This window comes from Mycobacterium sp. D16Q16 (assembly GCF_002013745.1).
In the GTDB taxonomy this organism is placed as follows: Bacteria; Actinomycetota; Actinomycetes; order Mycobacteriales; family Mycobacteriaceae; genus Mycobacterium.
Genome location: NZ_MAEY01000010.1, coordinates 1 through 21,336, shown reverse-complemented (window position 1 = coordinate 21,336; position 21,336 = coordinate 1). Strand labels below are relative to the sequence as shown.

Below are 21,336 nucleotides of genomic sequence, written 5' to 3'. Positions count from 1 at the left end.
CTATAACCGGGCCCAGGCCTCGGTGAGCACACCGCGCAGAATGTCCTCGATCGCGTCGAACTCCGGTTTCCCGGAAATCAGCGGTGGCGCAAGCTGAATCACCGGGTCACCACGGTCGTCGGCGCGGCAGTACAGACCCGCGTCCCACAACGCCGTGGACAGGAAGCCGCGGAGCAGCCGCTCGCTCTCCTCGCCGCTGAACGTCTCCTTGGTCGCTTTGTCTTTGACCAACTCGATCCCGTAGAAGTACCCCTCGCCGCGCACATCACCGACGATCGGCAGGTCGTGCAGTTTCTCCAGGGTGGCCCGGAACACCGGCGCGTTCTCCCGCACCCTGTCGTTGAGTCCCTCACGTTCGAAGATGTCGAGATTAGCAAGTGCCACCGCCGCCGAGACAGGGTGTCCACCAAAGGTATATCCGTGCGGAAAGGTGGTCTTGCCGTCGTTGAACGGCTCGAACAGGCGATCCGTGGCGATCATCGCCCCGATCGGCGAATACCCGGATGTCATGCCCTTGGCACAGGTGATGATGTCCGGCTGATACCCGAAATCCTCGCAGGCGAACATCGATCCGATGCGACCGAAGGCGCAGATCACCTCATCGGACACCAGCAGCACGTCGTACTCGTCGCAGATTTCGCGTACCCGTTCGAAGTAGCCCGGCGGCGGAGGGAAACAACCGCCCGCGTTCTGGACGGGTTCGAGGAACACCGCCGCGACGGTGTCGGGTCCCTCGAACTCGATCGCCTCGGCAATCCGGTCGGCGCAGTAACGCCCGAATGTCTTGGGATCATGCGCGTATGGCTCCGGCGCCCGATAGAAGTTGGTGTTCGGTGCGCGGAACCCGCCCGGGGTCAGGGGTTCGAAGGGCGCCTTGAACGCGGGCAGCCCGGTGATGGCCAATGCGCCCTGCGGGGTTCCGTGATACGCGATGGCCCGCGAAACAACCTTGTGCTTACCGGGTTTCCCGGTCAGCTTGAAGAACTGCTTGGCCAGCTTCCACGCGCTCTCCACCGCTTCGCCCCCACCGGTGGTGAAGAAGACACGGTTCAGGTCGCCCGGGGCGTATCCGGCGATGCGATCGGCCAGCTCGATCGCAGTCGGGGTGGCGTACGACCACAGCGGGAAGAAGGCAAGTTTCTCAGCTTGCCGGGCCGCCGCTTGCGCCAACTCGGCGCGACCGTGCCCGGCCTGTACGACGAACAGTCCGGAGAGGCCGTCGAGGTAACTCTTACCGCGGTCATCCCAGATCCTTACCCCCTCACCGCGCGTGATGATGGGCACAGAGATGCCCTCACCGTGCCGGGCGAAGTGACCCCACAGATGACGGGAAGCCTTCTGCTGCAGGTCGCCGGAAATATCGTGTGCTACATCGACGGTTGTCACCGAGTACCCCAATTATATTGCTGTTTCACTAATTTCAGATAGACCAGGGTTTCGGTGGAGGTCACCCCTGGCACCGCACGAATCTGCTTGTTCAGCAGATCCAGCAGGTCGTCATCGTCCTCACAGACCACTTCGACGATCGCGTCGAAGGTTCCGGCGGTCAGTACCACGTAGTCGACTGCGTCCAGTTCCGCCAGACGATCGGCCACTTCGGTGGTGTCACCGGAGCATTTGATGCCGATCATGGCTTGGCGCGCGAACCCCAGCTGCATGGGGTCGGTCACCGCCACGATCTGCATGACACCGGCGTCGATCATGCGTTGCACACGCTGCCGAACTGCCGCCTCCGAGAGCCCGACCGACTTGCCGATGGTCGCGTACGGGCGCCGCCCGTCCTGCTGAAGCTCCTCGACGATCGCCTTGGACGCATCATCGAGCTGGAATGCCGCGGAGCCGTTACCCGGATCAGCGACCCGCAACAAACGTCGTTTCGTGTTGGCCACGAGCTCGATTGTGCACGGATTCCATCGGTTCTTGCAATGTTTTACGACGAATTACCGCGAAGAGTGGACTATTGACGATGGAATCCGTGGATACAGGCACCGATTTTCGATACCGTGGCCAGGTGATCGTTCCCAGCAGCTGGATCAATGGCCGCCCCGTCACGACCAACGGCGAAGCGCACCGCGTCATCAACCCGGCGACCGGTACGACCGTCGCAGAGTTGAGCCTCGCCACCCCTGCCGATGTGGATGCGGCAGTGTTGGCGGCCAAGGCCGCGGGGCCCGCCTGGGCGTCCGCGACACCCGTCGACCGCGCGAATGTCCTGGCCAAACTCGCGGCCGTGATGGCTGCCAATGCCGACACGCTGGTGGCCGAAGAGGTCGCCCAGACCGGTAAACCCGTGCGGCTGGCCTCCGAGTTCGATGTACCCGGCAGCATCGACAATGTCGAGTTTTTCGCCGGTGCTGCAAGACATCTGGAGGGCAAGGCGACGGCCGAATACTCGGCCGACCACACCTCCAGCATCCGCCGGCAGGCTGCCGGGGTGGTCGCCACCATCACTCCCTGGAACTACCCACTGCAGATGGCGGTGTGGAAAGTGTTGCCGGCGCTGGCGGCCGGATGCACGGTGGTGATCAAACCGAGCGAACTGACACCACTGACCACGCTCACCCTGGCACGCCTGGCCGTCGAGGCCGGACTGCCTCCTGGCGTGCTCAACGTCGTCACCGGGCGCGGCGATGCCGCCGGTGGTGCACTCGCCGGCCATCCGGACGTAGATTTGGTCACCTTCACCGGGTCCACCGCCATCGGCCGAAAGGTGATGGCGGCAGCGGCGGTTCATGGCCACCGAACACAATTGGAGCTCGGCGGCAAGGCCCCCTTTGTAGTGTTCGACGATGCCGACTTGGATGCGGCGATCCAGGGCGCGGTTGCCGGAGCGCTCATCAACTCCGGCCAAGACTGCACGGCCGCGACGCGGGCCATCGTCGCCCGCGATCTGTATGACGACTTCGTCGCCGGGGTCGGTGAGGTGATGAGCAGGGTCGTCGTCGGCGACCCGATGGACCCCACCACCGATATCGGACCGCTGATCTCGGCCGCGCACCGCGCCAAGGTATCGAGCATCGTGGACCGCTCCCCCGCCCAGGGCGGCCGAATCGTCACCGGCGCAAGCTCCCCCGACCTACCGGGATGCTTCTACCGGCCCACGCTGATCGCCGATGTCGCGGAGGCCTCCGAGGTCTACCGCGACGAGATCTTCGGCCCGGTGCTCACCGTGCGCTCATTCACCGATGACGACGACGCTCTGCGGCAGGCCAATGACACCGCCTACGGTCTCGCCGCCTCGGCGTGGACACGCGATGTCTATCGCGCGCAGCGGGCATCGCGGGAAATCAAGGCGGGTTGCGTATGGATCAACGATCACATCCCCATCGTCAGCGAGATGCCGCACGGCGGATTCGGCGCATCCGGATTCGGCAAGGATATGTCCGACTACTCCCTTGAGGAGTACCTGACCATCAAACACGTCATGAGCGACATTACCGGAACCGCCGAAAAAGACTGGCACCGAATTATTTTCGCGAAACGCTAGGCCCGCGCGTCCACATTGTCGTTGATGAGCGCCGCGAGCCGGGTGAGGCTGGCGGTCATGGTACGGCGATCGGCACTGGTCAGTTCCGCGAAGACCCCGTGCTGTCGCGCCCGAAAGGCCGCTTGTGCCTTAATGACCTGCGAGCGCCCGGTGGAGGTCAGGCCCACCAGGACCAGGCGGTCATCCGATGACGATCGAGCGCGCTCGATCACCCCTCGCTCCTCCAGCTGCTTGAGCGCCCGGGTGGCCGTCGGCACTGCCACTCCTGCCGTCCCGGCGAGCTGACTCACGGACATCGAATCCCGATCGAGCAGCGGCGCCATCAGCTCAAGCTGCGAGCGACTCATACCCGCCTGAGTACCCGAGGGCGACGTTCGCCCCCGGCGCATCGCGAAGTACAGCGCATCCGTGGCCGCGACAAGCTCTTCGATCTCGCGCGCACTGTTTCCACTCGGTTGTCCTGGCACCCCGACAGTCTAAGGGTTAGCATGGCAATAGTTAGCATGCTAACTTTATTGACGAGGGCCAAGGAAAGGACGAACTCATGCGGGTAGCGATCATCGGCGCCGGAATTGGCGGGCTGACGGCAGCAGCTGCATTGCGCGCCAACGATATCGACGTCGCCGTCTATGAGAAGGCACACGAGCTGCGCGAGGTGGGCGCGGGTGTGGTCGTCGCGAGCAACGGTCTGCGCGCACTCGACGCAGTAGGCCTGGGCGAGCGGGTACGCGCCGTGGGCACCCCGATCGAACGCACGCGCTGGCACACGTGGCAGGGAGAAAGCGTGCCGGTGCCCCCGGCCTGGCCATCGGTGAGCCCAGATCGCCCGGTGACCTCCCTCCCCACGCACCGCGGCGAACTGCAGCAAGCGTTGTTGAGTGCACTGCCCGTAGGAACCGTTCACCTCGAACGCCCCTGCCGCGACATCGTCGAGACGGCCGACGAGGTGCGCATCCTTTTCGCCGACGGCTCCGAGGAGCGCGCCGATATCGCGGTGGGAGCCGACGGTATCCACTCGGTGGTGCAGCGCGTAGTGACCAACCCGGCTGAGCTGTCCAGTGAGGGCATCATGGCCTATCGCGGCCTGATCCCGGTGGAACGCCTCGGTGGCGCGATCGATCTGGACAGCATGCAGATGTGGCTCGGCCCCGGGCGCAGCTTCCTGATCTACCCGGTCTCTCAACGCCGGCTGCTCAACGTGGTGGCCTTCACCCCGAGCAATCTCGACGCCGAGGAATCCTGGACCGCCCCCGGCGACGTCACGGAACTGGCCGCCGAGTTCGCGGGGTGGGATCGGCCGGTGCAGCGTGTGGTGGAAGCGATGACGGAGACCTTCCGCTGGGGCCTATACGACCGAAAGCCATTGAGCCGGTGGACCACCGATCGCATCGCACTGCTGGGTGACGCCGCGCATCCGATGACTCCGCACCTCGGCCAGGGCGCGAACATGTCGATCGAGGACGCCGTCGTGCTGGCCACCGTGTTGGCAGGCGCCTCGGCCGCTGACGTCCCCCGGCGGCTGGCCTTGTACGAGTCGCTGCGGCGTGATCGCACCACCCGAGTTCAACAGAATGCCCGCCAGTCAGGGCACGTCTATCGCTCTGTTGACCTGACTGCACAGCAGCAAGCGGCACAGCTCATCGAAATCCTCACCGGCAACTGGATTCCCGATTACGACGCTGCAACTGCGGCTGGCACGGCGCTTGCCTCGCTCTAATCCCTGCTGAATTCCTCACCCGTCTGCGGATTCACCGCGACCTCCCCTTCCGGAAGATTGGACAGATCGCCGGCGATCACGGTCTGCTGCGCCTCCACCGCATCGGGCAGTCCGAAATGCGCGGTGGCCCCGGCAGGAGCAAGCACCAGGTCGGCACTGCGCCGTGGCAGCGTCGCCCCCTGGAAGAACGGCGGCGCCGCCACCCGCCACAGCAGCATCAGCACGACGCCGAGCACCAGCGCGCCGATACCGACCACCGCCACCGCACCGAATCCGAAGACGGTGACGTTGTTACCGGCGTCATCGATGAGCCAGTTGGGTTTGGCGTACTGAATCAGCCCGTAAGCGAAGATGACCGTCAGCGCGACTCCGCCGAGCAAGGGGATCGCACCACGCATCATGAAATTGCGCAGGCTCTGCGTGAGTGTCCGGCGGTAAAACCACACACACGCGAAACCGGTGAGCCCGTAGTAGAAGGCGATCATCAGGCCGACCGATCCGATCAGCGCCGTCAGCAGGTTGGTGCTGATGATCGTAAAGAGCACGTAGCACGCGATCGAGACCGCACCCATCGCCACGGTGGAGGTGGTGGGCGTCAGATACGTGCGGTGGATCGACGCGAACGAATCCGGCAGCGCCTTGTAGACACCCATCGACAGCGTGGTGCGGGCCGTGGGCAGGATCGTGGTCTGGGTGCAGGCCGAGGCCGACGTGAGGATGGAGGCCGACAACAGCAGCATCCCCACATGCCCAAGGAAGCTATCGCCGAACAGTTCGGGACCGATGGCCGCGAACACGTCGGCGGCATTCTCCTGATTGCCCAGGCCTATCCCCTCGGTGCCGACGCCCGCGAACGCCACGGCTGCCACGCTGACCAGCGCATAGGTGGCCAGCAGCAGGAACGTGGACAGCACCGCGGCGCGTCCGGGCGTGCGTCCCGGGTCATCCGACTCCTCGTTACAGGCCACCGCGGTATCCCAACCCCAGTAGATGAAGATCGTCGTCAGCACGGCGGGCGCGATGACGGTGCCGAAATCCATACCTCCGGGCCAGAACCAGGACAACGAGGGCAGCAGGGAGTAGGCCTCGGCGTTATGGGTATAGACCTTGATCAACGCGATGATCGACACGGCGACCAGGACCACCATCTCGACCAGTAAGAGCCCGTACTGCAGGCGCACCGAGACTTCGATACCGCGGTAACAGATGTAGGTCATGATCACGATCCAAAGAACGCCCGCCACTGTCGACCACAGCGTGCTGTCGGCCAGACTCGCCGCCGCGGTCCACCCCAGATCACCGACGAAGGTGAACGAATAGGCGCCCGCGATCTGGGCCAGGTTGGCCATCACGATGACGTCGGCGGCGATGATCCCCCAGCCGCCGAGCCATCCGACAATCGGCCCGAAGGTACGGGACGCCCAGGTGAAGGTGGTGCCGCAGTCCGGCTCGGCCTTGTTCAGCTCCTGATAGGCCACCGCGATCAGATAAATCGGGATGAACGAGATCAGCACGATGGCGGGCGCCTTGACCCCGGCGAGCAGGGCACCGCCGCTGGCGACGATCAAACCCAGGGTGGCAGCCAGGCTGTAGGCCGGTGCCGTCGAGGCGAGCCCAACGACGACGCTGGACAGCAGCCCCATCGCGCCGCCCTTGAGCCCCTTGCTCTCCACTGCACTGTCTGCGCTCATCGGCATCTCCCTGCTCGGCGGAATGCGAGCAGAATACGGTTTCCGTTGAGATTTCGCCCAACATGAGCGGAATTCGTTGGAATAACACCCTCAGACCCCGGATTCAGCAACGAGGCCGCCGTCGTGTCGGTGTACCGAACCGGCAGCGAAACTACGGTTTACGACGCATTTCTCGAGTCGCCGACGCACAATGCGGCGTGTCGGCGCGGGAGAGGTGCGGACTAAGCCAGTGGATTTGTTCCGTTGAGGAACACCCAGATGGCGGCCGCGGCACCCAGACCCAGCAGCACTGCGGCGAAGGACCCCACAAACGGCCTGCGGGCCCAGCCCCGTCCGGCGTCGAACCCGTACCGGCCAGGGCCGACGAGGATCACGGCGATGATCGCGACGATCATCAACAGCTCGAACTCGTGCCCATCGGGCCAGAAGATCGCGTAGCGGTTCGCCTTGTCGGACACCATGTCGGACAGCAGCACATTGGCCATGAAGGCCAGCGCGGCCGCACCGGCCAGTGGCGTGAGCAGGCCGAGAACCAGCAGCACCCCGGCGCCGAGCTCCGCCGTCACGCCGATATACGTAAGGATGTCGGCGTATTTGAAGCCCCGGTCACTCAGGGTTGCTTCGAATCCGTTGAGTCCGGTCCCGCCCCACCAGCCGAAAACCTTGCGCAGCCCGTGCGCGATGAGCACCGCGCCCACCCCGACACGCAGCAACAACAGTCCGAGATCTTGAGTGCCACGACGATCGCCCGTCGGGTCCTGGGTACCCCACGGCGCGGCATGTCGCGCCTGCACCGCCTCGGAGGATATTTGCGTGGTGGCAGGCTCGGCATAGGGCAGCGGCGCTGGATCGTACAACGGTCCAACCTCTTTCACATCGTGGGAGCTCGTCAGCTTCTCCGCCTGGTAATGCGGGATTGCCGTGGTCTCGAAATCGCCGCCATAGGTGGCCGACGGCACATCGTCTTCAGGGTCGACCAGCTCGGGCGGCTTACGCCACGCCTGCGGATCGTCCGAATGACCGGTCACGGGCTCAGCGTAAGTCCATTGGAGCCCCGAATGTGGCGAGCAACGCCGTAAGGTCCGTAATCTTGCGGGCATGCTCATTCGCTCCAGCCCCTCGACGGGACCGATCAATGAGCCATCGGGGAAAAGACTGCTTGTCGGTTCGATGGCGGCGTTGGCCGGAACGGTGACGCTGTTATCGGGATGTGTGCGGTTCGATCCGACCCAGGATCAGCCGTTTACCGAGGTTCCCCGGCGCGGGGTTGCCCAGACCACGACCACCCCGCCGCCGCCATTGCCGGGTAAACCGTTCCCCAAGCAGTGCCCCGCCGACGGTGTGATGCAGGGATGCCTGGAGGCCACCAGCGGACTCATCATGGGCAGCGACGGAAAGACCGCATTGGTCGCCGAGCGCGCGACGGGTGTCATCAAAGAGATCGCGACGAGCGCCGAACCGAAGGTGAAGACGACCATCCCCGTCGACCCGTCCGGGGACGGCGGACTGTCCGATATCGTGCTCTCCCCCTCTTACCAGCAGGACCGGCTGATGTACGCCTACATCAGCACCCCTACCGACAACCGGGTGATACGTGTCGCCGACGGCGACGTACCCAAGGACATCCTCACCGGTATCCCCAAGGGACCCAATGGCAATGCGGGATCGCTGGCGTTCATCAGCCCCACCACACTGGTGGTACAGACCGGCACCGGTGGCAACGCGGCAGCAGCCAATGATCCGAACTCTCTGGCCGGCAAGGTGATCCGCATCGAGCAGCCCACCACCATCGACCAGGCCGCGCCGACGACCGCGATCAGCGGCCTCGGTGACGGCGGTGCCATGTGTGTGGATGCCGCCAACGGCGCGCTATATGTCACCGACCGCGCACCCGCGGGCGATCGGCTGCAGAAGCTCACCAAGGACGGCAAGATCTCAACGGTCTGGACGTGGCCGGACAAGCCCGGGGTGGCCGGTTGCGCCGCATTGGACAGCTCGGTGATGGTCAATTTGGTGTTCAACCAGACCACCGTGGTGGTGCGCCAGAACCCCGAAACCGGTGCGGTCACCGGCGATCCCGAGGTGCTCCGCCAGAAGGAGCAGCACGGTCATGTGCGGGCGCTGAAGCTCTCGGCCGACGGAAACGTCTGGGGCGGTTCCATCAACAAGGACTTCGGCACCGCCACTCCCACCGAGGACGTGGTGTTCCCACTGTTCCCGAAGGGCGGCGGGTTCCCCCGGGCCAACGACGACCTGGACTAACTAGCCCTGGCCGCAGGCCTTGAGCACCAGGTCCTTGACCTGCGCGGCGTCGGCCTGGCCCTTGGTCGCCTTCATCACCGCGCCCACGATGGCACCCGCGGCTGCCACCTTGCCGTCGCGGATCTTCTGCGCGACATCTGGATTGGCAGCCAGTGCCTCATCGACGGCGGCCTGGATCAGCGAATCGTCGCGCATCACCACCAACCCACGAGCGGTCATCACCTGCTCGGGTTCACCCTCACCGGCGAGCACCCCGTCGATCACCTGTCGGGCCAGCTTGTTGGACAGCTTGCCGTCGTTGATCAACGTGACAACGGCGGCCACCTGAGTCGGCGTGATCGGAAGCTCGGACAGCTCGACCTCCCGTGAATTGGCCTGCTGCACCAGGTAGTTCCCCCACCACGAGCGTGCTTCTTCGCTGCTGGCTCCCTCGGCGACGGTGGCTTGTACGAGTTCGACCGCACCGTTGTTCACCAGGTCGCGCATTACCTCATCGGAGACGCCCCACTCCTGCTGAATGCGCCCCAGCCGCAGCCAGGGCAGCTCGGGAAGGGTGCCGCGCAGCCCCTCGATCAGCTCGACGCTCGGCGCGACGGGCTCCAGGTCCGGCTCCGGGAAGTACCGATAGTCCTCGGCGGTCTCCTTACGGCGCCCCGCACTGGTGGAGCCGTCCTGCTCCAGGAAGTGCCGCGTCTCCTGAATAACTTCCTCGCCCGCATCCAGAACAGCTGCCTGACGGCGCATCTCATAGCGGACCGCTACCTCGACGCTCTTGAGTGAGTTGACGTTCTTGGTCTCGGTACGGGTGCCGAACTCGCCGGCACCGGTCGGCATCAGCGACACATTCGCATCGCAGCGCATAGACCCGTGATCCATGCGCACATCGGAAACATCCAAGGCGCGCAACAGATCCCGCAGCGCCGTCACGTAGGCACGAGCGATCTCCGGGGCCCGTTCCCCGGTGCCCTCGATGGGCTTGGTCACGATCTCGACCAGCGGCACGCCGGCACGGTTGTAATCGAGCAGGGATTCGGTTGCCCCGGAGATGCGACCGGTCTCGCCGCCGATATGCGTCAGCTTGCCGGTGTCCTCTTCCATGTGGGCGCGCTCGATCTGCACCCGCCAGGTGGTGCCGTCGTCCAATGGAACGTCGAGGTAACCGTTGAACGCGATCGGCTCGTCGTACTGGGAGATCTGGTAATTCTTCGGCTGGTCCGGGTAGAAGTAGTTCTTGCGGGCGAACCGGCCCCACGGGGCGATCTCACAGTTCAGCGCCAGTCCGATACGGATGGCCGATTCGACGGCCTTCTCATTGACAACCGGCAGCGAGCCTGGCAGGCCGAGGCAGACCGGGCAGATCTGCGTGTTTGGCTCCGCGCCGAACACCGTCGGGCAGCCGCAGAACATCTTGGTGGCCGTGGACAGTTCGACGTGGACTTCCATACCGAGCACCGGCTCGTATCGGGTCAGCACGTCGTCGTAGTCCAGCAGTTCTGTCATGCTGCGATCCTAATGGGTCGGCATTGCCGGCCAAGCAGACGCGTGTTGCGGAGAAAACGCAGGTAGCGCCTGCCCCAGGCTGAGCTGGCCGTGCCCAGCAGGCCAATCCTTCGAGCGCATACCGCACGCCGGTGCATCGCAAGAATCATCGACACCGGGTATGCGCTCGGCGACTACACGGGCGACGTTCCTCAGCCGAAGAAGGCGGCCGCGTCCTCGTAACGATTCTTCGGGACCAGCTTGAGATGGCGGGTCGCCTCTGACAACGGCACTCTCCCAATGTCCTGGCCCCGCAGCGACACCATCACCCCGTACTCGCCGGCATGGGCGGCGTCCGCGGCATTCACACCGAACCGGGTAGCGAGCACCCTGTCGAACGGTGTCGGGGTGCCGCCGCGCTGCACATGGCCCAGCACCGTGGTGCGGACCTCCTTGTTGATGCGCTTCTCGATTTCGACGCCCAGCTGCTGAGCCACACCGGTGAACCGCTGATGCCCGAACTCGTCAATTCCCCCGTCGCGTAACTCCATTGAGCCCTCCGCTGGCTTGGCACCCTCGGCCACCACGCAGATGAAATGCGAATCCCCGCGCTGGAAGCGGCCTTTGATCAGGCGGCACACCTCTTCCACGTCATACGGTACTTCGGGGATCAGTGTCATATGGGCGCCGGAGGCCAGCCCGGCGTGTAGCGCGATCCACCCCGCATGCCTGCCCATCACCTCCACCAGCATGACGCGCTGGTGCGATTCGGCCGTGCTGTGCAGCCGGTCGATGGCGTCGGTGGCGATGGTCAGCGCCGTATCGAACCCGAAAGTGACATCGGTGCAATCGATATCGTTATCGATTGTCTTGGGCACCCCCACCACGGGCACGTTCTCGTCGGCGAGCCAGCTGGCCGCCGTCAGCGTGCCCTCCCCACCGATCGGGATGAGTACATCGATCCCGTTGTCATCGAGGGTCTGCTTGATCTGGTCCAGCCCGGCACGCAGCTTGTCGGGGTTGGTGCGCGCGGTGCCGAGCACCGTGCCGCCCTTGGTCAGCAGCCGGTCGTTGCGATCGTCATTGGCCAGCTGAATGCGCCGATTCTCCAGCAGCCCGCGCCAGCCATCCTGAAATCCGACCACCTGGGAGTCGTAGCGGTTGGCGCAGGTTCGAACCACCGCGCGGATGACCGCGTTGAGCCCTGGGCAGTCTCCTCCACCGGTAAGCACTCCGATACGCATAGCCCCATCATGCCCGGCAGCGGGTGAGACGGCAGCGCTACGGAGCCTTCGGGAGGCGACTCGGAACGCTCAGCCTGAACCCGGCCCACACCTCACGACGGTCGGCGCCCAGGTTCTGCTCGACACGTGTCGCACTGTCGAAGACCATTACAGGCCATTCCGGACCGCGGTACAACGGCCAGTCCTCACTGGGAACACCGTTGCGCGCGAAAGCTACCCAGCGTTGTTGCATGTCGTCAACCACACGTGAGGCATCGCGATGCGTAAGGCTGCCGGCCAACAGCGGCCCGGCAGGACCGCGATAACTGCCGAAGACCGCCAGCAGCTCGGTAGCGTGCGACCCTTTCAAACCAGCCGCCCGCACAGTCCAGGGCGCATAGTCGAATCGGTAGACGTACACCGGCGCGAACTGTTGATGCGCTCCGGCAATCCGCCACACCGAGGACGTGAAGAACATGTCCCCCGCGAGCCGCAACCGCGCTTCCTTCGACGGATATCCCGGATAGGCCGCGAGGATTCGTTCCCGATAACCGGAGCCCCCGCCCGCGAGAATTTCCCGCTGCTCGGGCTCGGACAACGGCATCGCCTTGATCACCTTCGTGAAGAGCCTGGCCTCATCGGCGTTACTGCCAACGATCAGCGGAACACGTTGCGCTTCACCGTGTTCCATCGCTTCTACGGGAGGCTTCGGCAGATAGTCGCCGTCGACCGAAGGACCGAACGGGAAGCTGCCCTCCGCGATCAACGTGCGCTGTGCGCGCAGCAGCCGCCGTGGCGAGGCATTCATGACAGTCGCCGCGGCGTTATCGGGTGCGGCGCCGAGCAGTTCAGCGAAACGCCGGGCGTCATGCGCGATCGCGTCGGCGTTGGCGGCCAGGCCGCTGGCGGTGCTCTGGATAATCGCGCGATGGAACAGCCCCGCGGCGGCCGGGGTGGCCATCAGAGTCTCGACAGCACTGCCGCCCGCGCTCTCCCCGAAGATGGTCACATTGTCCGGATCGCCCCCGAAGGCGCGAATGTTGTCACGGACCCACTGCAGAGCCAGCACGAGATCACGCAGGTACACGTTGCTTTCGATGACATGCTCGTCGTCGGACAGCGCGGACAGATCGAAGGCGCCCAGTGCACCCACGCGATAGTTCGCCGACACGTAGACGCATCCACGGCGCGCCAATATCGACCCCTCATAAGGCGGCGAGGCGCTGGCGCCGAGAAAGTATCCGCCGCCGTAGATGTAGAACATGACCGGCAGCGGACCATCCGGTAACTCTTCCGGCGTCACCACATTGAGCGAGAGGCAGTCCTCGCTGCGCCGCTTCTGTGGCGTGAACACCTTGGGCTGGTACGGCACCGCGCCAAATCTTGTGCAGCGCCGGACGCCCTCCCAGGGCTGTACGGGACGCGGCGCCCGCAGTCGCAGCGGCCCCACCGGCGGTTCGGCGTAGGGAATCCCGCGGAAACGGCGCATTCCGCGCCGGACAAAGCCTTCGACGACGCCACTGTTGACTCTTACCCGCTTCGGCGCCGCTGCCACGGATGCCAACCTAGCCCCCGGGGCGCGTCGTCATCGCCCGGGGCGCACCGTCGTGGGGCCCGGCCTGGTCGTCACGATGGTGGCAGACGGTGGAGCATTCCCGGGGTCGGGCGTCGACGACAGGTGACGGTCACCGGCAGGAAGACAGTCACGGTCCACCGGTCCCCCGCAATCCACGGGTTTCACCTGGACTGCCGCCTCGGGAGCCTCGGTGTGGCTCGTCCACACCGCACCGGCGAAAACCATCGCACACACACTGACCGCGCCAAGCAGACCTCTCGACGCTCTATGGATGCGCGTCACGGTCGCGGCAAGACGGTACTGGGGCGTGTTTTTGTCTGCGGGACGGTCGCCCGCGGCACCATATTGCCCGGGTTCGGTCGCGCGGTCAGGTGTGGATCGCCGGAGTAATCGCAGGTGGTGTCCGTCTGTACTGAACATCGGACCGGCACCTGCTGCGTTGCCGGGACGGCCTGTGACACCGCCACAACACCCGGTATCGCCGCCACCACACCGGCGGCGATCACCGTACCGCCACACCGAACTCTCATATGCATATATGCAAATATGACAGCTCTTACGGCTAGCGCCCGTACAGAACGCTGATAGTTACCTGTGAATCTCTAAAGCGCCGAGGGCAGCGGGCCGCGGGCTGTTTCGTAGGCCGCCCCCACCCGATACAGCCGGTCGTCGGCAAGTGCGGGAGCCATGATCTGCAGACCCACCGGAAGCCCGTCATCGGCAGACAGTCCGGACGGCACCGACATTCCGCAGTGCCCGGCCAGATTCAGCGGCAGCGTGCACAAATCGAACTGGTACATGGCCAGCGGGTCATCGACCTTCTCCCCCAACCGGAATGCGGTGGTGGGCGTCGCCGGGGTCACCAACACGTCCACCTGCTCATAGGCCTGCTCCAGATCGCGTTTGATCAGGGTGCGCACCTTCTGCGCCCGGCCGTAGTAGGCGTCGTAGTACCCCGCCGATAACGCATACGTGCCGATCATGATGCGCCGCTTCACCTCTGGGCCAAAGCCCGCGGCCCGGGTGAGCGCCATGACCTCCTCGGCGCTGTGTGTTCCGTCGTCGCCCACGCGCATGCCGTACCGCATGGCATCGAACCGAGCCAGATTGGAGGACACCTCGGACGGCAGAATCAAGTAGTACGCCGGAAGTGCGTATTCGAAGTGGGGACAGGACACCTCAACCACATCGGCGCCCAGCGCGGTCAGCTGTTCGACGGCCGCGTCGAACGATGCCATCACGCCCGGCTGATACCCATCGCCACGCAACTGCGAGACCACCCCGACGCGAACGCCTTTGAGGTCGCCAGCGGCACCGGCACGAGCGGCGGCCACGACATCGGGCACCGGCTCATCGACGGAGGTGGAGTCGCGCGGATCATGCCCCGCGATCACCTGGTGCAACAGCGCGGTATCCAGCACCGTGCGCGCGCAGGGCCCGCCCTGGTCCAGGGATGACGCGCAGGCCACCAGGCCATAACGCGACACCGTTCCGTAGGTGGGCTTGACCCCGACGGTCGCGGTAAGTGCCGCGGGCTGACGGATCGAGCCGCCGGTGTCGGTGCCGATGGCCAGGGGCGCCTGGAACGCGGCCAGAGCGGCCGCGCTACCGCCGCCCGAACCGCCCGGCACCCGCTCGATGTCCCACGGGTTACGGGTGGGTCCGTACGCGGAGTTCTCGGTGGAGGAACCCATCGCGAACTCGTCCATGTTCGTCTTGCCCAAGATCGGGATCCCGGCCGCGCGCAGCCGCGCGGTGACCGTCGCGTCATAGGGCGGAACCCAGTTCTCCAGGATCTTGGACCCGCAGGTGGTCGGCATATCGCTGGTGGTGAAGACGTCCTTGAGCGCCAGCGGAACGCCGGCAAGCGGTGACGCTACCGATCCGGCCGATATCGCGTCGTCGGCGTCCTTGGCAGCGGCGAGTGCCTGCTCTCCCGCCACATGCAGGAAGGCTCGATAGGTCTCGTCGGTACTGGCGATCTGATCCAGATGCGCGCGCGTCACCTCGACGGATGACACCTCGCCCGCATGAATCAGCGCGGCCAGAGAGGCGGCGTCTTGCCTGATCAGATCGGTCACTCTTCTTCCCCCAGAATCTGCGGCACCGCGAAGCGCCCCTCCGCCACCCGCGGAGCCTGCGCCAGCGCCTGATCGGGGGTCAGGCAGTCGGCAATCACATCGGGCCGTGTGACATTGACCGCATCGAGCGGAGAGCTCGTCGCGTCCACCTCGTCGAGCTCATCGGTGGAAACAGCACTGATCTGGCTGACGTGGCCGAGGATCGCGTCGAGTTGCCCGGCGTATCCGTCCAGCTCAGCGTCCGTCAGCGCAAGCCTGGCCAGTCTGGCCAGGTGCGCGACCTCGTCACGGGATATGGCGCTCACGGCTAGATAGCCTAGAGGGCGGCAGTGCCTGACCTGTGCCACAGTGTTGGACGTGCCGTCTTATCTGCTGCGCCTGCAGCTCGCCGACCGTCCCGGCAGTCTCGGATCGGTCGCCGTCGCGCTCGGCACGGTGGGCGCAGACATCCTGTCCCTCGACGTCGTCGAGCGCGGCCCGGGCTATGCCATCGACGATCTGGTCATCGACCTGCCGCCGGGGGCCATGCCCGATTCGTTGCTCACTGCCGCGGAGGCGCTGAACGGGGTGCATGTGCATTCCATCCGCCCGCACACGGGCCTGTTGGAGGCGCATCGCGAGCTGGAACTCATCGACAGGGTGGCCGCCGCCGCGGCATCCGCCCGTCTGGAGGTACTCGCCCAGGAAGCCCCCCATGTGCTGCGCGCCAATTGGTGCACCGTGGTGCGGCAGGACGGCAGCGGCTTCATTCGAGTGGCCGGGAGTTCCGGCGCTCCGGAGACCCAGGCGACCTCAGCCCCGTGGTTACCGCTGGACGGAGCGCAGGTCCTCGACACCGCCGCCGACTGGGTGCCGCAGCTGTGGAAAGACATGGACACCACCTTGGCGGCCGCACCGCTGGGCTCGGGTGACACCGCCGTCGTGCTGGGTCGTCCCGGCGGCCCGGAGTTTCGGCCCTCGGAGGTCGCCCGTCTGGGCTACCTGGCGGGCATCGTCGCAACCTTGGTGCGGTAGCGGCCGCTTCACAGGAACGGTACAGCCGTCTCCCGGAATCGCCCGGCACACTCACTGGCGTGACTGATATCGACGCGTCCATGAGCAGGACTCGTGAACGACTCATCTTCGCCGCCATTCTGCTGACGATCACCGTGGTGTATCTCTGGGACATCAGCCATAACGGCTGGTCCAACGCCTTCTACGCGGCGGCCGTCCAATCGGGCAGCGAGAGCTGGAAGGCCTGGTTCTTCGGCAGCTTCGATCCGCAGAACTACGTGACGGTGGACAAGCCCGCCGGTGGTCTCTGGCTGATGGGGTTGTCCGCCAGAATCTTCGGCTTCTCCAGCGCCAGCATGCTGATTCCGCAGGCCGTACTGGCGATCGTCAGCGCCGCCCTGATTCGCGCCACGGTCCGGCGCCAGGCCGGTCCGAGCGCAGGCCTGCTCGCGGCGGCCCTGTTCGCGCTGATCCCCGTCGTCTCGGTGATGTTCCGGCACTCCAACCCCGACGCACCGATGGTGTTCGGCATGGTGGTGGCCGCGTACTTCACCACGCGCGCAATCGACTCCGAGCGCTCTCGCAACGCGGCCGGGTGGCTGGCGCTGGCCGGCGTGGGTATCGGTTTCGCATTCCTGTGCAAAACGCTGGAAGGGCTACTGGTGGCTCCCGCGCTGCTCCTCGCCTATCTGGTGTGCGCGAAATGGCCCTGGAAAACAACGCTCGTGCATCTGCTCGGCGCCGGCGCGGCGCTGCTGGTCTCGTCGGGATGGTGGATGGCCGCGGTCGCACTGACCCCGGCGGCCAGCCGTCCGTACGTCGACAACTCCACCGACAACAGCGAATGGACCCTGGCAGTCGGCTACAACGGACTGGACCGCCTGCTCGGCGACGATTCGAATGGAATGGGCGAAGGCGGCCGCGGCAGCGGACCCTCGTTCTCTGGTACCCCAGGCATCTTCCGCCTGTTCCAGGACACCCAGGCCGACCACATCGCGTGGCTGTTGCCCACCGCGCTCATCGCACTGATCCTCGGACTCGCCATCGTCAGCAGGACCCCGCAGACCGAGGGCTGGCTGGGCCGCCTGCGTGCGATCACCACCAATCCCGCTGGGGCAGGGCTCATTCTGTGGGGCACCTGGATGGTGTCCAATTACGTGATCCTGAGCTACATGGCCAAGCAGTTCCATCCCTACTACACCTCGGCCATGGCCCCCGCTATCGCCGGTTCCCTGGCCATCGGCACGGTCCTGTTATGGCGGCATCGATCCGAGCGAATCGGCAAGCTGGGGCTCAGTGCGCTCACGCTCAGCGCCACCATCATGGCGTTCGTCCTGCTCCGGCGCATACCGGCCTGGCTGCCGTGGCTGCGCTGGGTCCTGCTGATCGGCGGCATCGCCGCGGCCATTGCCCTGACACTTGGCGCGCTCGAGCGCAACGCCCGGCTGCGCTACGCCATTGCCACACTGGCCCTTGCGGTTTCGCTGGGCGGGTCGATCGCCTTCACCATCGCGAACGTCACCACGCCCAAGGTCGGTGGGCTGTCCACCTCCGGCCCGGTGATGCCCGACGACGACAAGTTCGGTGGGCGGGAGCCCAAGCCGCTCGATCCCGCACTGGCGGCGCTGATCAGGGATTCCGATGCCCGGTGGCCGGTGGCGACCACCAATACCCGCACGGCCGCTCCCATTCAGCTGGAGACCAACGCGCCCGTGATGGCGATCGGCGGGTTCTCCGGACGCGACAACCCCATCACCCTGCAGCAGTTCATCGACTACACGCAGGATGGCACCGTCGAGTTCTATGCCGAGTCCGTCAAGGACAAAGACAAGCAAGAGGAGCAGCCGCAGAAGGACGGCGACACCAAGCGGGTGACCGACGAGGTCCAGAAGTGGGTCGAAACCCACTTCTCCTCAAAGGATTACGGAGATCTTCGGGTGTTCGACCTGTCGGTGCCGCCGAAACCCTAGAAACGCCGAGTGTGAAGCTGTGGCGAGATTCCGGGCGATTTCTCGCCACAGCTTCACACTCGGCATCGGACTTGTCGGCGCTAGGCGGGCGGCCCGTCGGCCAGCAGTGCCCGGAAGCCGTCCTCGTCGAGGATCGTCACCCCCAGCTCAACGGCCTTGTCGTACTTGGACCCCGGCGCGTCGCCGACGACGACAAATGCCGTCTTCTTGGACACCGAGCTCGCAGACTTGCCACCCCGCGCGATGATGGCCTCCTTGGCCTCATCACGCGAAAACCCTGGGAGTGAACCGGTAACGACGATCGACAGGCCTTCCAGATTGCGCGGTATGGACTCGTCGCGCTCATCGGCCATCCGCACGCCCGCGGCGCGCCACTTGTCGACGATGGCGCGATGCCAGTCAACGCTGAACCAATCCACCACGGCCGCGGCGATCGTGGTTCCCACACCCTCGACGGCGGCCAGTTGTTCGACGGAGGCGCCCTCGATGGCTTCCAGTTCACCGAACTCGGTGGCCAGGGCGCGTGCCGCGGTCGGGCCCACGTGGCGGATCGACAGCGCCACCAATACACGCCACAGCTGCTGTTGTTTCGCCTTATCCAGGTTGTCCAGCAATCGGCTTCCGTTGGCGGACAACGATCCGTTCTTGGTCGTGAACAGATCGGTGCGCAGCAGATCATCGGCGGTGAGGCTGAACAGGTCGCCCTCGTCCTCGATGACCCCGGCCGAGAGCAGCGCGATCGCCGCCTCATAACCGAGCGCCTCGATATCGAAGGCGCCACGCCCCGCCACATGGAAAACCCGCTCACGCAGCTGCGCCGGGCAGCTGCGTGAGTTGGGGCAGCGAATATCGGCGTCGCCCTCCTTCTCGTGGGCCAACGTGGTCCCGCATTCCGGACATGTTGTAGGCATGACGAATTCGCGTTCGGATCCGTTGCGTAGATCGGCGACCGGCCCCAGCACCTCCGGGATGACGTCCCCGGCCTTGCGGATCACCACGGTGTCACCGATCAGCACTCCCTTGCGCGTGACCTCGGAGGCGTTGTGCAGGGTGGCCAGGGACACCGTGGACCCGGCCACCTTGACCGGGGTCATGTACGCGAAGGGCGTGACCCGGCCGGTACGGCCCACGCTCACCCGGATGTCGAGTAGTTCGGTCGTGGCTTCCTCGGGCGGATATTTGTACGCGATGGCCCAGCGCGGCGCCCGCGAGGTGCTACCGAGGCGACGCTGCAGCGATACCGTATCTACCTTCACGACAAGGCCGTCGATCTCGTGTTCCACATCGTGACGATGCTCGGCCCAGTAGTTGACGCGCTCCTGGACCTTCGCGATACCGCGCACCTTGGTGGTGTGAGTAGATACGGGTAACCCCCACTGCCCCAACGCCAAATAGGCGTCATGCAGGCTTTCGGGCGCGAAGCCCTCGGCACGGCCAAGTCCGTGACAGATCATCCGCAGCCGGCGTCTGGCGGTGATGGCCGGGTTCTTCTGCCGCAAGCTGCCCGCGGCGCTGTTGCGCGGATTGGCGAACGGCGGCTTGCCCTCCTCCACCAGCGAGGCATTGAGCACCTCGAAGTCCTCCAGCCGGAAAAACACCTCGCCACGCACCTCCAAGAGCGCGGGTATCGGGTATTCCTTTGACCCCGTGAGCCTTTCCGGCACATCCTCAATGGTCCGGGCATTCAGGGTGACGTCCTCACCGCTACGTCCGTCCCCGCGGGTGGCCCCGCGCACCAACACGCCGTTCTCGTAGACCAGCGCGAGTGCCACACCGTCGATCTTCAGCTCACACAGGTACTCGGGTTCTTCACCGATATCGCCGCGCACCCGCGCGTCCCAGGCCACCAGCTCCTCGGAGCTGAATGCGTTGTCCAGGCTCAGCATTCGCTCCACGTGATCGACCGATCTGAACTCGGTGACGAAACCGGCTCCACCTACCAGCTGCGTCGGCGAATCCGGAGTGCGCAGCTCCGGGTACTGCTCTTCCAGCGCCGTCAGCCTCGTCAGCAGCTCGTCGAACTGGCCATCGGAAATGACGGGGGCGTCCTTGACGTAGTAGCGGAACTGGTGACCGCGCACCTCTTCGGCCAGCTCACCCCATTGGCGCTGGATGTCGGGATCCATACCGGCAGGCTAACGGACCCGCCCGACAGCACCGGAACCCTACGATGTGCCCATGGGCACACACCCGATTATGTTCACCGAGGACGATCCGGGTCTGGCCGAACTACGCGAGCTGGCTCTCGCACTGCCCGAGGCCACCGAACAGATCTCCTGGGGCAGACCCGTCTTCAAGGCCGGAAAGATCTTCGCGATGTTCGGCGGGAACGCCAAGGGCACAACCCGGGGCGAGATGACCGCCTACCCCTACTCGGTGCTGGTCAAGGTGGACGATTCGGAGCGCCCCGCTCTCTTGCAGGACGAACGCTTCTATTACCCGGCCTACATGGGGCCCTTTGGCTGGCTCGGCCTGGATGTCAGCACCACCGACGTGGACTGGGACGAGGTTGCCGAGCTTCTCGATGCGTCCTATCGATTGATCGCCACCAAGAGGCTGATCAAGCTGCTCGATCAGCGCGACTGATCCCCGGACAATCCCTACACTCAGTTTCACGCTTTGCCTACCACTCAGAGAGACAGGCTGGGATGCAAATTGTCTGTTGCTAGCAGATTGTGCGGTGCTCTCGGCGCAGCCGCGCTGACCGCAGTCGCCATGGCGCCCCCGGCCCTGGCCGATGGGCCCCTCGTGTTTCCCGGGATGGAGATCATCCAGGGAACGCAGAGTTGCACGCTGGGCTTCGTCGATCCCGATGTACGTTTCGGCCTCACTGCGGGCCATTGCGCCATGGATACCG

Annotated in this window: 18 protein-coding genes and 1 pseudogene; 7 read left to right on the top strand and 12 right to left on the bottom strand. The window is 65.3% G+C overall.

The window, feature by feature from the left end:
- Both B4394_RS11135 and B4394_RS11130 read right to left on the bottom strand, forming a co-directional pair.
- Window positions 1-1,386, bottom strand: coding sequence for an aspartate aminotransferase family protein (locus tag B4394_RS11135; RefSeq protein ID WP_078315054.1), 1,386 nt, complete (start codon window positions 1,384-1,386; stop codon window positions 1-3).
- Entirely contained in the window at window positions 1,383-1,889 is a 507-nt protein-coding gene (locus tag B4394_RS11130; protein WP_078308908.1) for an Lrp/AsnC family transcriptional regulator, read from the bottom strand. The genes B4394_RS11135 and B4394_RS11130 overlap by 4 nt, the downstream gene beginning before the upstream one ends.
- Window positions 1,890-2,011: 122 nt before the next feature.
- Between B4394_RS11130 and B4394_RS11125 the strand changes: the two genes are divergently transcribed.
- Window positions 2,012-3,487: a gamma-aminobutyraldehyde dehydrogenase gene (locus tag B4394_RS11125; protein ID WP_139360118.1), complete on the top strand. Its 1,476-nt coding sequence runs from the start codon at window positions 2,012-2,014 to the stop codon at window positions 3,485-3,487.
- Here the strand turns inward: B4394_RS11125 and B4394_RS11120 are convergent.
- Window positions 3,484-3,954 (bottom strand): MarR family winged helix-turn-helix transcriptional regulator, encoded by a 471-nt coding sequence (locus B4394_RS11120; protein ID WP_078315052.1) that lies wholly within the window; start codon window positions 3,952-3,954, stop codon window positions 3,484-3,486. The genes B4394_RS11125 and B4394_RS11120 overlap by 4 nt on opposite strands.
- Before the next feature lie 77 nt (window positions 3,955-4,031).
- Here B4394_RS11120 and B4394_RS11115 point away from each other — a divergent pair, with 77 nt between their 5' ends.
- Window positions 4,032-5,204: an FAD-dependent monooxygenase gene (locus B4394_RS11115; RefSeq protein ID WP_078315051.1), complete on the top strand. Its 1,173-nt coding sequence runs from the start codon at window positions 4,032-4,034 to the stop codon at window positions 5,202-5,204.
- Here the strand turns inward: B4394_RS11115 and B4394_RS11110 are convergent.
- Together B4394_RS11110 and B4394_RS11105 are read right to left on the bottom strand one after the other, a co-directional pair.
- Window positions 5,201-6,895: an APC family permease gene (locus tag B4394_RS11110; RefSeq protein ID WP_078309022.1), complete on the bottom strand. Its 1,695-nt coding sequence runs from the start codon at window positions 6,893-6,895 to the stop codon at window positions 5,201-5,203. The two genes, B4394_RS11115 and B4394_RS11110, sit on opposite strands and share 4 nt — an antisense overlap.
- A gap of 221 nt (window positions 6,896-7,116) precedes the next feature.
- Complete coding sequence (locus B4394_RS11105) at window positions 7,117-7,923, bottom strand: DoxX family membrane protein (RefSeq protein WP_078315050.1); 807 nt, start codon at window positions 7,921-7,923, stop codon at window positions 7,117-7,119.
- A 70-nt stretch (window positions 7,924-7,993) separates the two neighbouring features.
- On the opposite strand from B4394_RS11105, the gene B4394_RS11100 reads away from it, so the two are divergent.
- Window positions 7,994-9,157, top strand: a complete 1,164-nt coding sequence (locus B4394_RS11100; protein ID WP_078287453.1) for a PQQ-dependent sugar dehydrogenase — start codon at window positions 7,994-7,996, stop codon at window positions 9,155-9,157.
- Here B4394_RS11100 and gatB read toward each other — a convergent pair whose 3' ends face one another.
- The 6 genes from gatB to gatC form a co-directional block, all read right to left on the bottom strand.
- Entirely contained in the window at window positions 9,158-10,657 is a 1,500-nt protein-coding gene (gene gatB, locus B4394_RS11095; RefSeq protein ID WP_078315049.1) for an Asp-tRNA(Asn)/Glu-tRNA(Gln) amidotransferase subunit GatB, read from the bottom strand.
- A 191-nt stretch (window positions 10,658-10,848) separates the two neighbouring features.
- Window positions 10,849-11,880, bottom strand: coding sequence for an ATP-dependent 6-phosphofructokinase (locus tag B4394_RS11090; protein ID WP_078308903.1), 1,032 nt, complete (start codon window positions 11,878-11,880; stop codon window positions 10,849-10,851).
- Between the two features lie 37 nt (window positions 11,881-11,917).
- The gene (locus tag B4394_RS11085) at window positions 11,918-13,414 is read right to left on the bottom strand and encodes a carboxylesterase/lipase family protein (RefSeq protein WP_078315048.1); all 1,497 of its coding nucleotides are present in this window, start codon (window positions 13,412-13,414) and stop codon (window positions 11,918-11,920) included.
- Window positions 13,415-13,444: 30 nt separating this feature from the next.
- Complete coding sequence (locus B4394_RS25170; RefSeq protein ID WP_139360117.1) at window positions 13,445-13,660, bottom strand: hypothetical protein; 216 nt, start codon at window positions 13,658-13,660, stop codon at window positions 13,445-13,447.
- Window positions 13,661-14,037: 377 nt separating this feature from the next.
- A complete protein-coding gene (gene gatA, locus B4394_RS11075) occupies window positions 14,038-15,516 on the bottom strand; it encodes an Asp-tRNA(Asn)/Glu-tRNA(Gln) amidotransferase subunit GatA (RefSeq protein WP_078308901.1) in 1,479 nt (492 codons plus the stop codon).
- Window positions 15,513-15,821, bottom strand: coding sequence for an Asp-tRNA(Asn)/Glu-tRNA(Gln) amidotransferase subunit GatC (gene gatC / locus B4394_RS11070; protein ID WP_078287447.1), 309 nt, complete (start codon window positions 15,819-15,821; stop codon window positions 15,513-15,515). Before gatC ends, gatA begins: the two co-directional genes overlap by 4 nt.
- Before the next feature lie 52 nt (window positions 15,822-15,873).
- On the opposite strand from gatC, the gene B4394_RS11065 reads away from it, so the two are divergent.
- Both B4394_RS11065 and B4394_RS11060 read left to right on the top strand, forming a co-directional pair.
- Window positions 15,874-16,530, top strand: a complete 657-nt coding sequence (locus B4394_RS11065) for an ACT domain-containing protein (protein ID WP_139360116.1) — start codon at window positions 15,874-15,876, stop codon at window positions 16,528-16,530.
- 80 nt (window positions 16,531-16,610) lie between these two features.
- On the top strand, window positions 16,611-18,479 hold the full coding sequence (locus B4394_RS11060) for a glycosyltransferase family 39 protein (RefSeq protein ID WP_078308899.1): 1,869 nt from the start codon (window positions 16,611-16,613) through the stop codon (window positions 18,477-18,479).
- Between the two features lie 80 nt (window positions 18,480-18,559).
- On the opposite strand, the gene ligA is transcribed toward B4394_RS11060, so the two are convergent.
- Window positions 18,560-20,605, bottom strand: coding sequence for an NAD-dependent DNA ligase LigA (gene ligA, locus B4394_RS11055; RefSeq protein WP_078308898.1), 2,046 nt, complete (start codon window positions 20,603-20,605; stop codon window positions 18,560-18,562).
- Window positions 20,606-20,657: 52 nt separating this feature from the next.
- On the opposite strand from ligA, the gene B4394_RS11050 reads away from it, so the two are divergent.
- Both B4394_RS11050 and B4394_RS11045 read left to right on the top strand, forming a co-directional pair.
- Window positions 20,658-21,065 (top strand): MmcQ/YjbR family DNA-binding protein, encoded by a 408-nt coding sequence (locus tag B4394_RS11050; RefSeq protein ID WP_078315046.1) that lies wholly within the window; start codon window positions 20,658-20,660, stop codon window positions 21,063-21,065.
- Between the two features lie 69 nt (window positions 21,066-21,134).
- A pseudogene (locus tag B4394_RS11045) lies at window positions 21,135-21,336 on the top strand (hypothetical protein); the annotation flags it as partial.

Bases quoted from the DNA above. Each gene is read 5' to 3' on its own strand.
- B4394_RS25170 (WP_139360117.1), bottom strand. From the start codon at position 13,660: ATGGTTTTCGCCGGTGCGGTGTGGACGAGCCACACCGAGGCTCCCGAG.
- ligA (WP_078308898.1), bottom strand. From the start codon at position 20,605: ATGGATCCCGACATCCAGCGCCAATGGGGTGAGCTGGCCGAAGAGGTG.
- gatB (WP_078315049.1), bottom strand. From the start codon at position 10,657: ATGACAGAACTGCTGGACTACGACGACGTGCTGACCCGATACGAGCCG.
- B4394_RS11110 (WP_078309022.1), bottom strand. From the start codon at position 6,895: ATGAGCGCAGACAGTGCAGTGGAGAGCAAGGGGCTCAAGGGCGGCGCG.
- B4394_RS11100 (WP_078287453.1), top strand. From the start codon at position 7,994: ATGCTCATTCGCTCCAGCCCCTCGACGGGACCGATCAATGAGCCATCG.
- B4394_RS11090 (WP_078308903.1), bottom strand. From the start codon at position 11,880: ATGCGTATCGGAGTGCTTACCGGTGGAGGAGACTGCCCAGGGCTCAAC.
- B4394_RS11060 (WP_078308899.1), top strand. From the start codon at position 16,611: ATGAGCAGGACTCGTGAACGACTCATCTTCGCCGCCATTCTGCTGACG.
- B4394_RS11115 (WP_078315051.1), top strand. From the start codon at position 4,032: ATGCGGGTAGCGATCATCGGCGCCGGAATTGGCGGGCTGACGGCAGCA.
- B4394_RS11050 (WP_078315046.1), top strand. From the start codon at position 20,658: ATGGGCACACACCCGATTATGTTCACCGAGGACGATCCGGGTCTGGCC.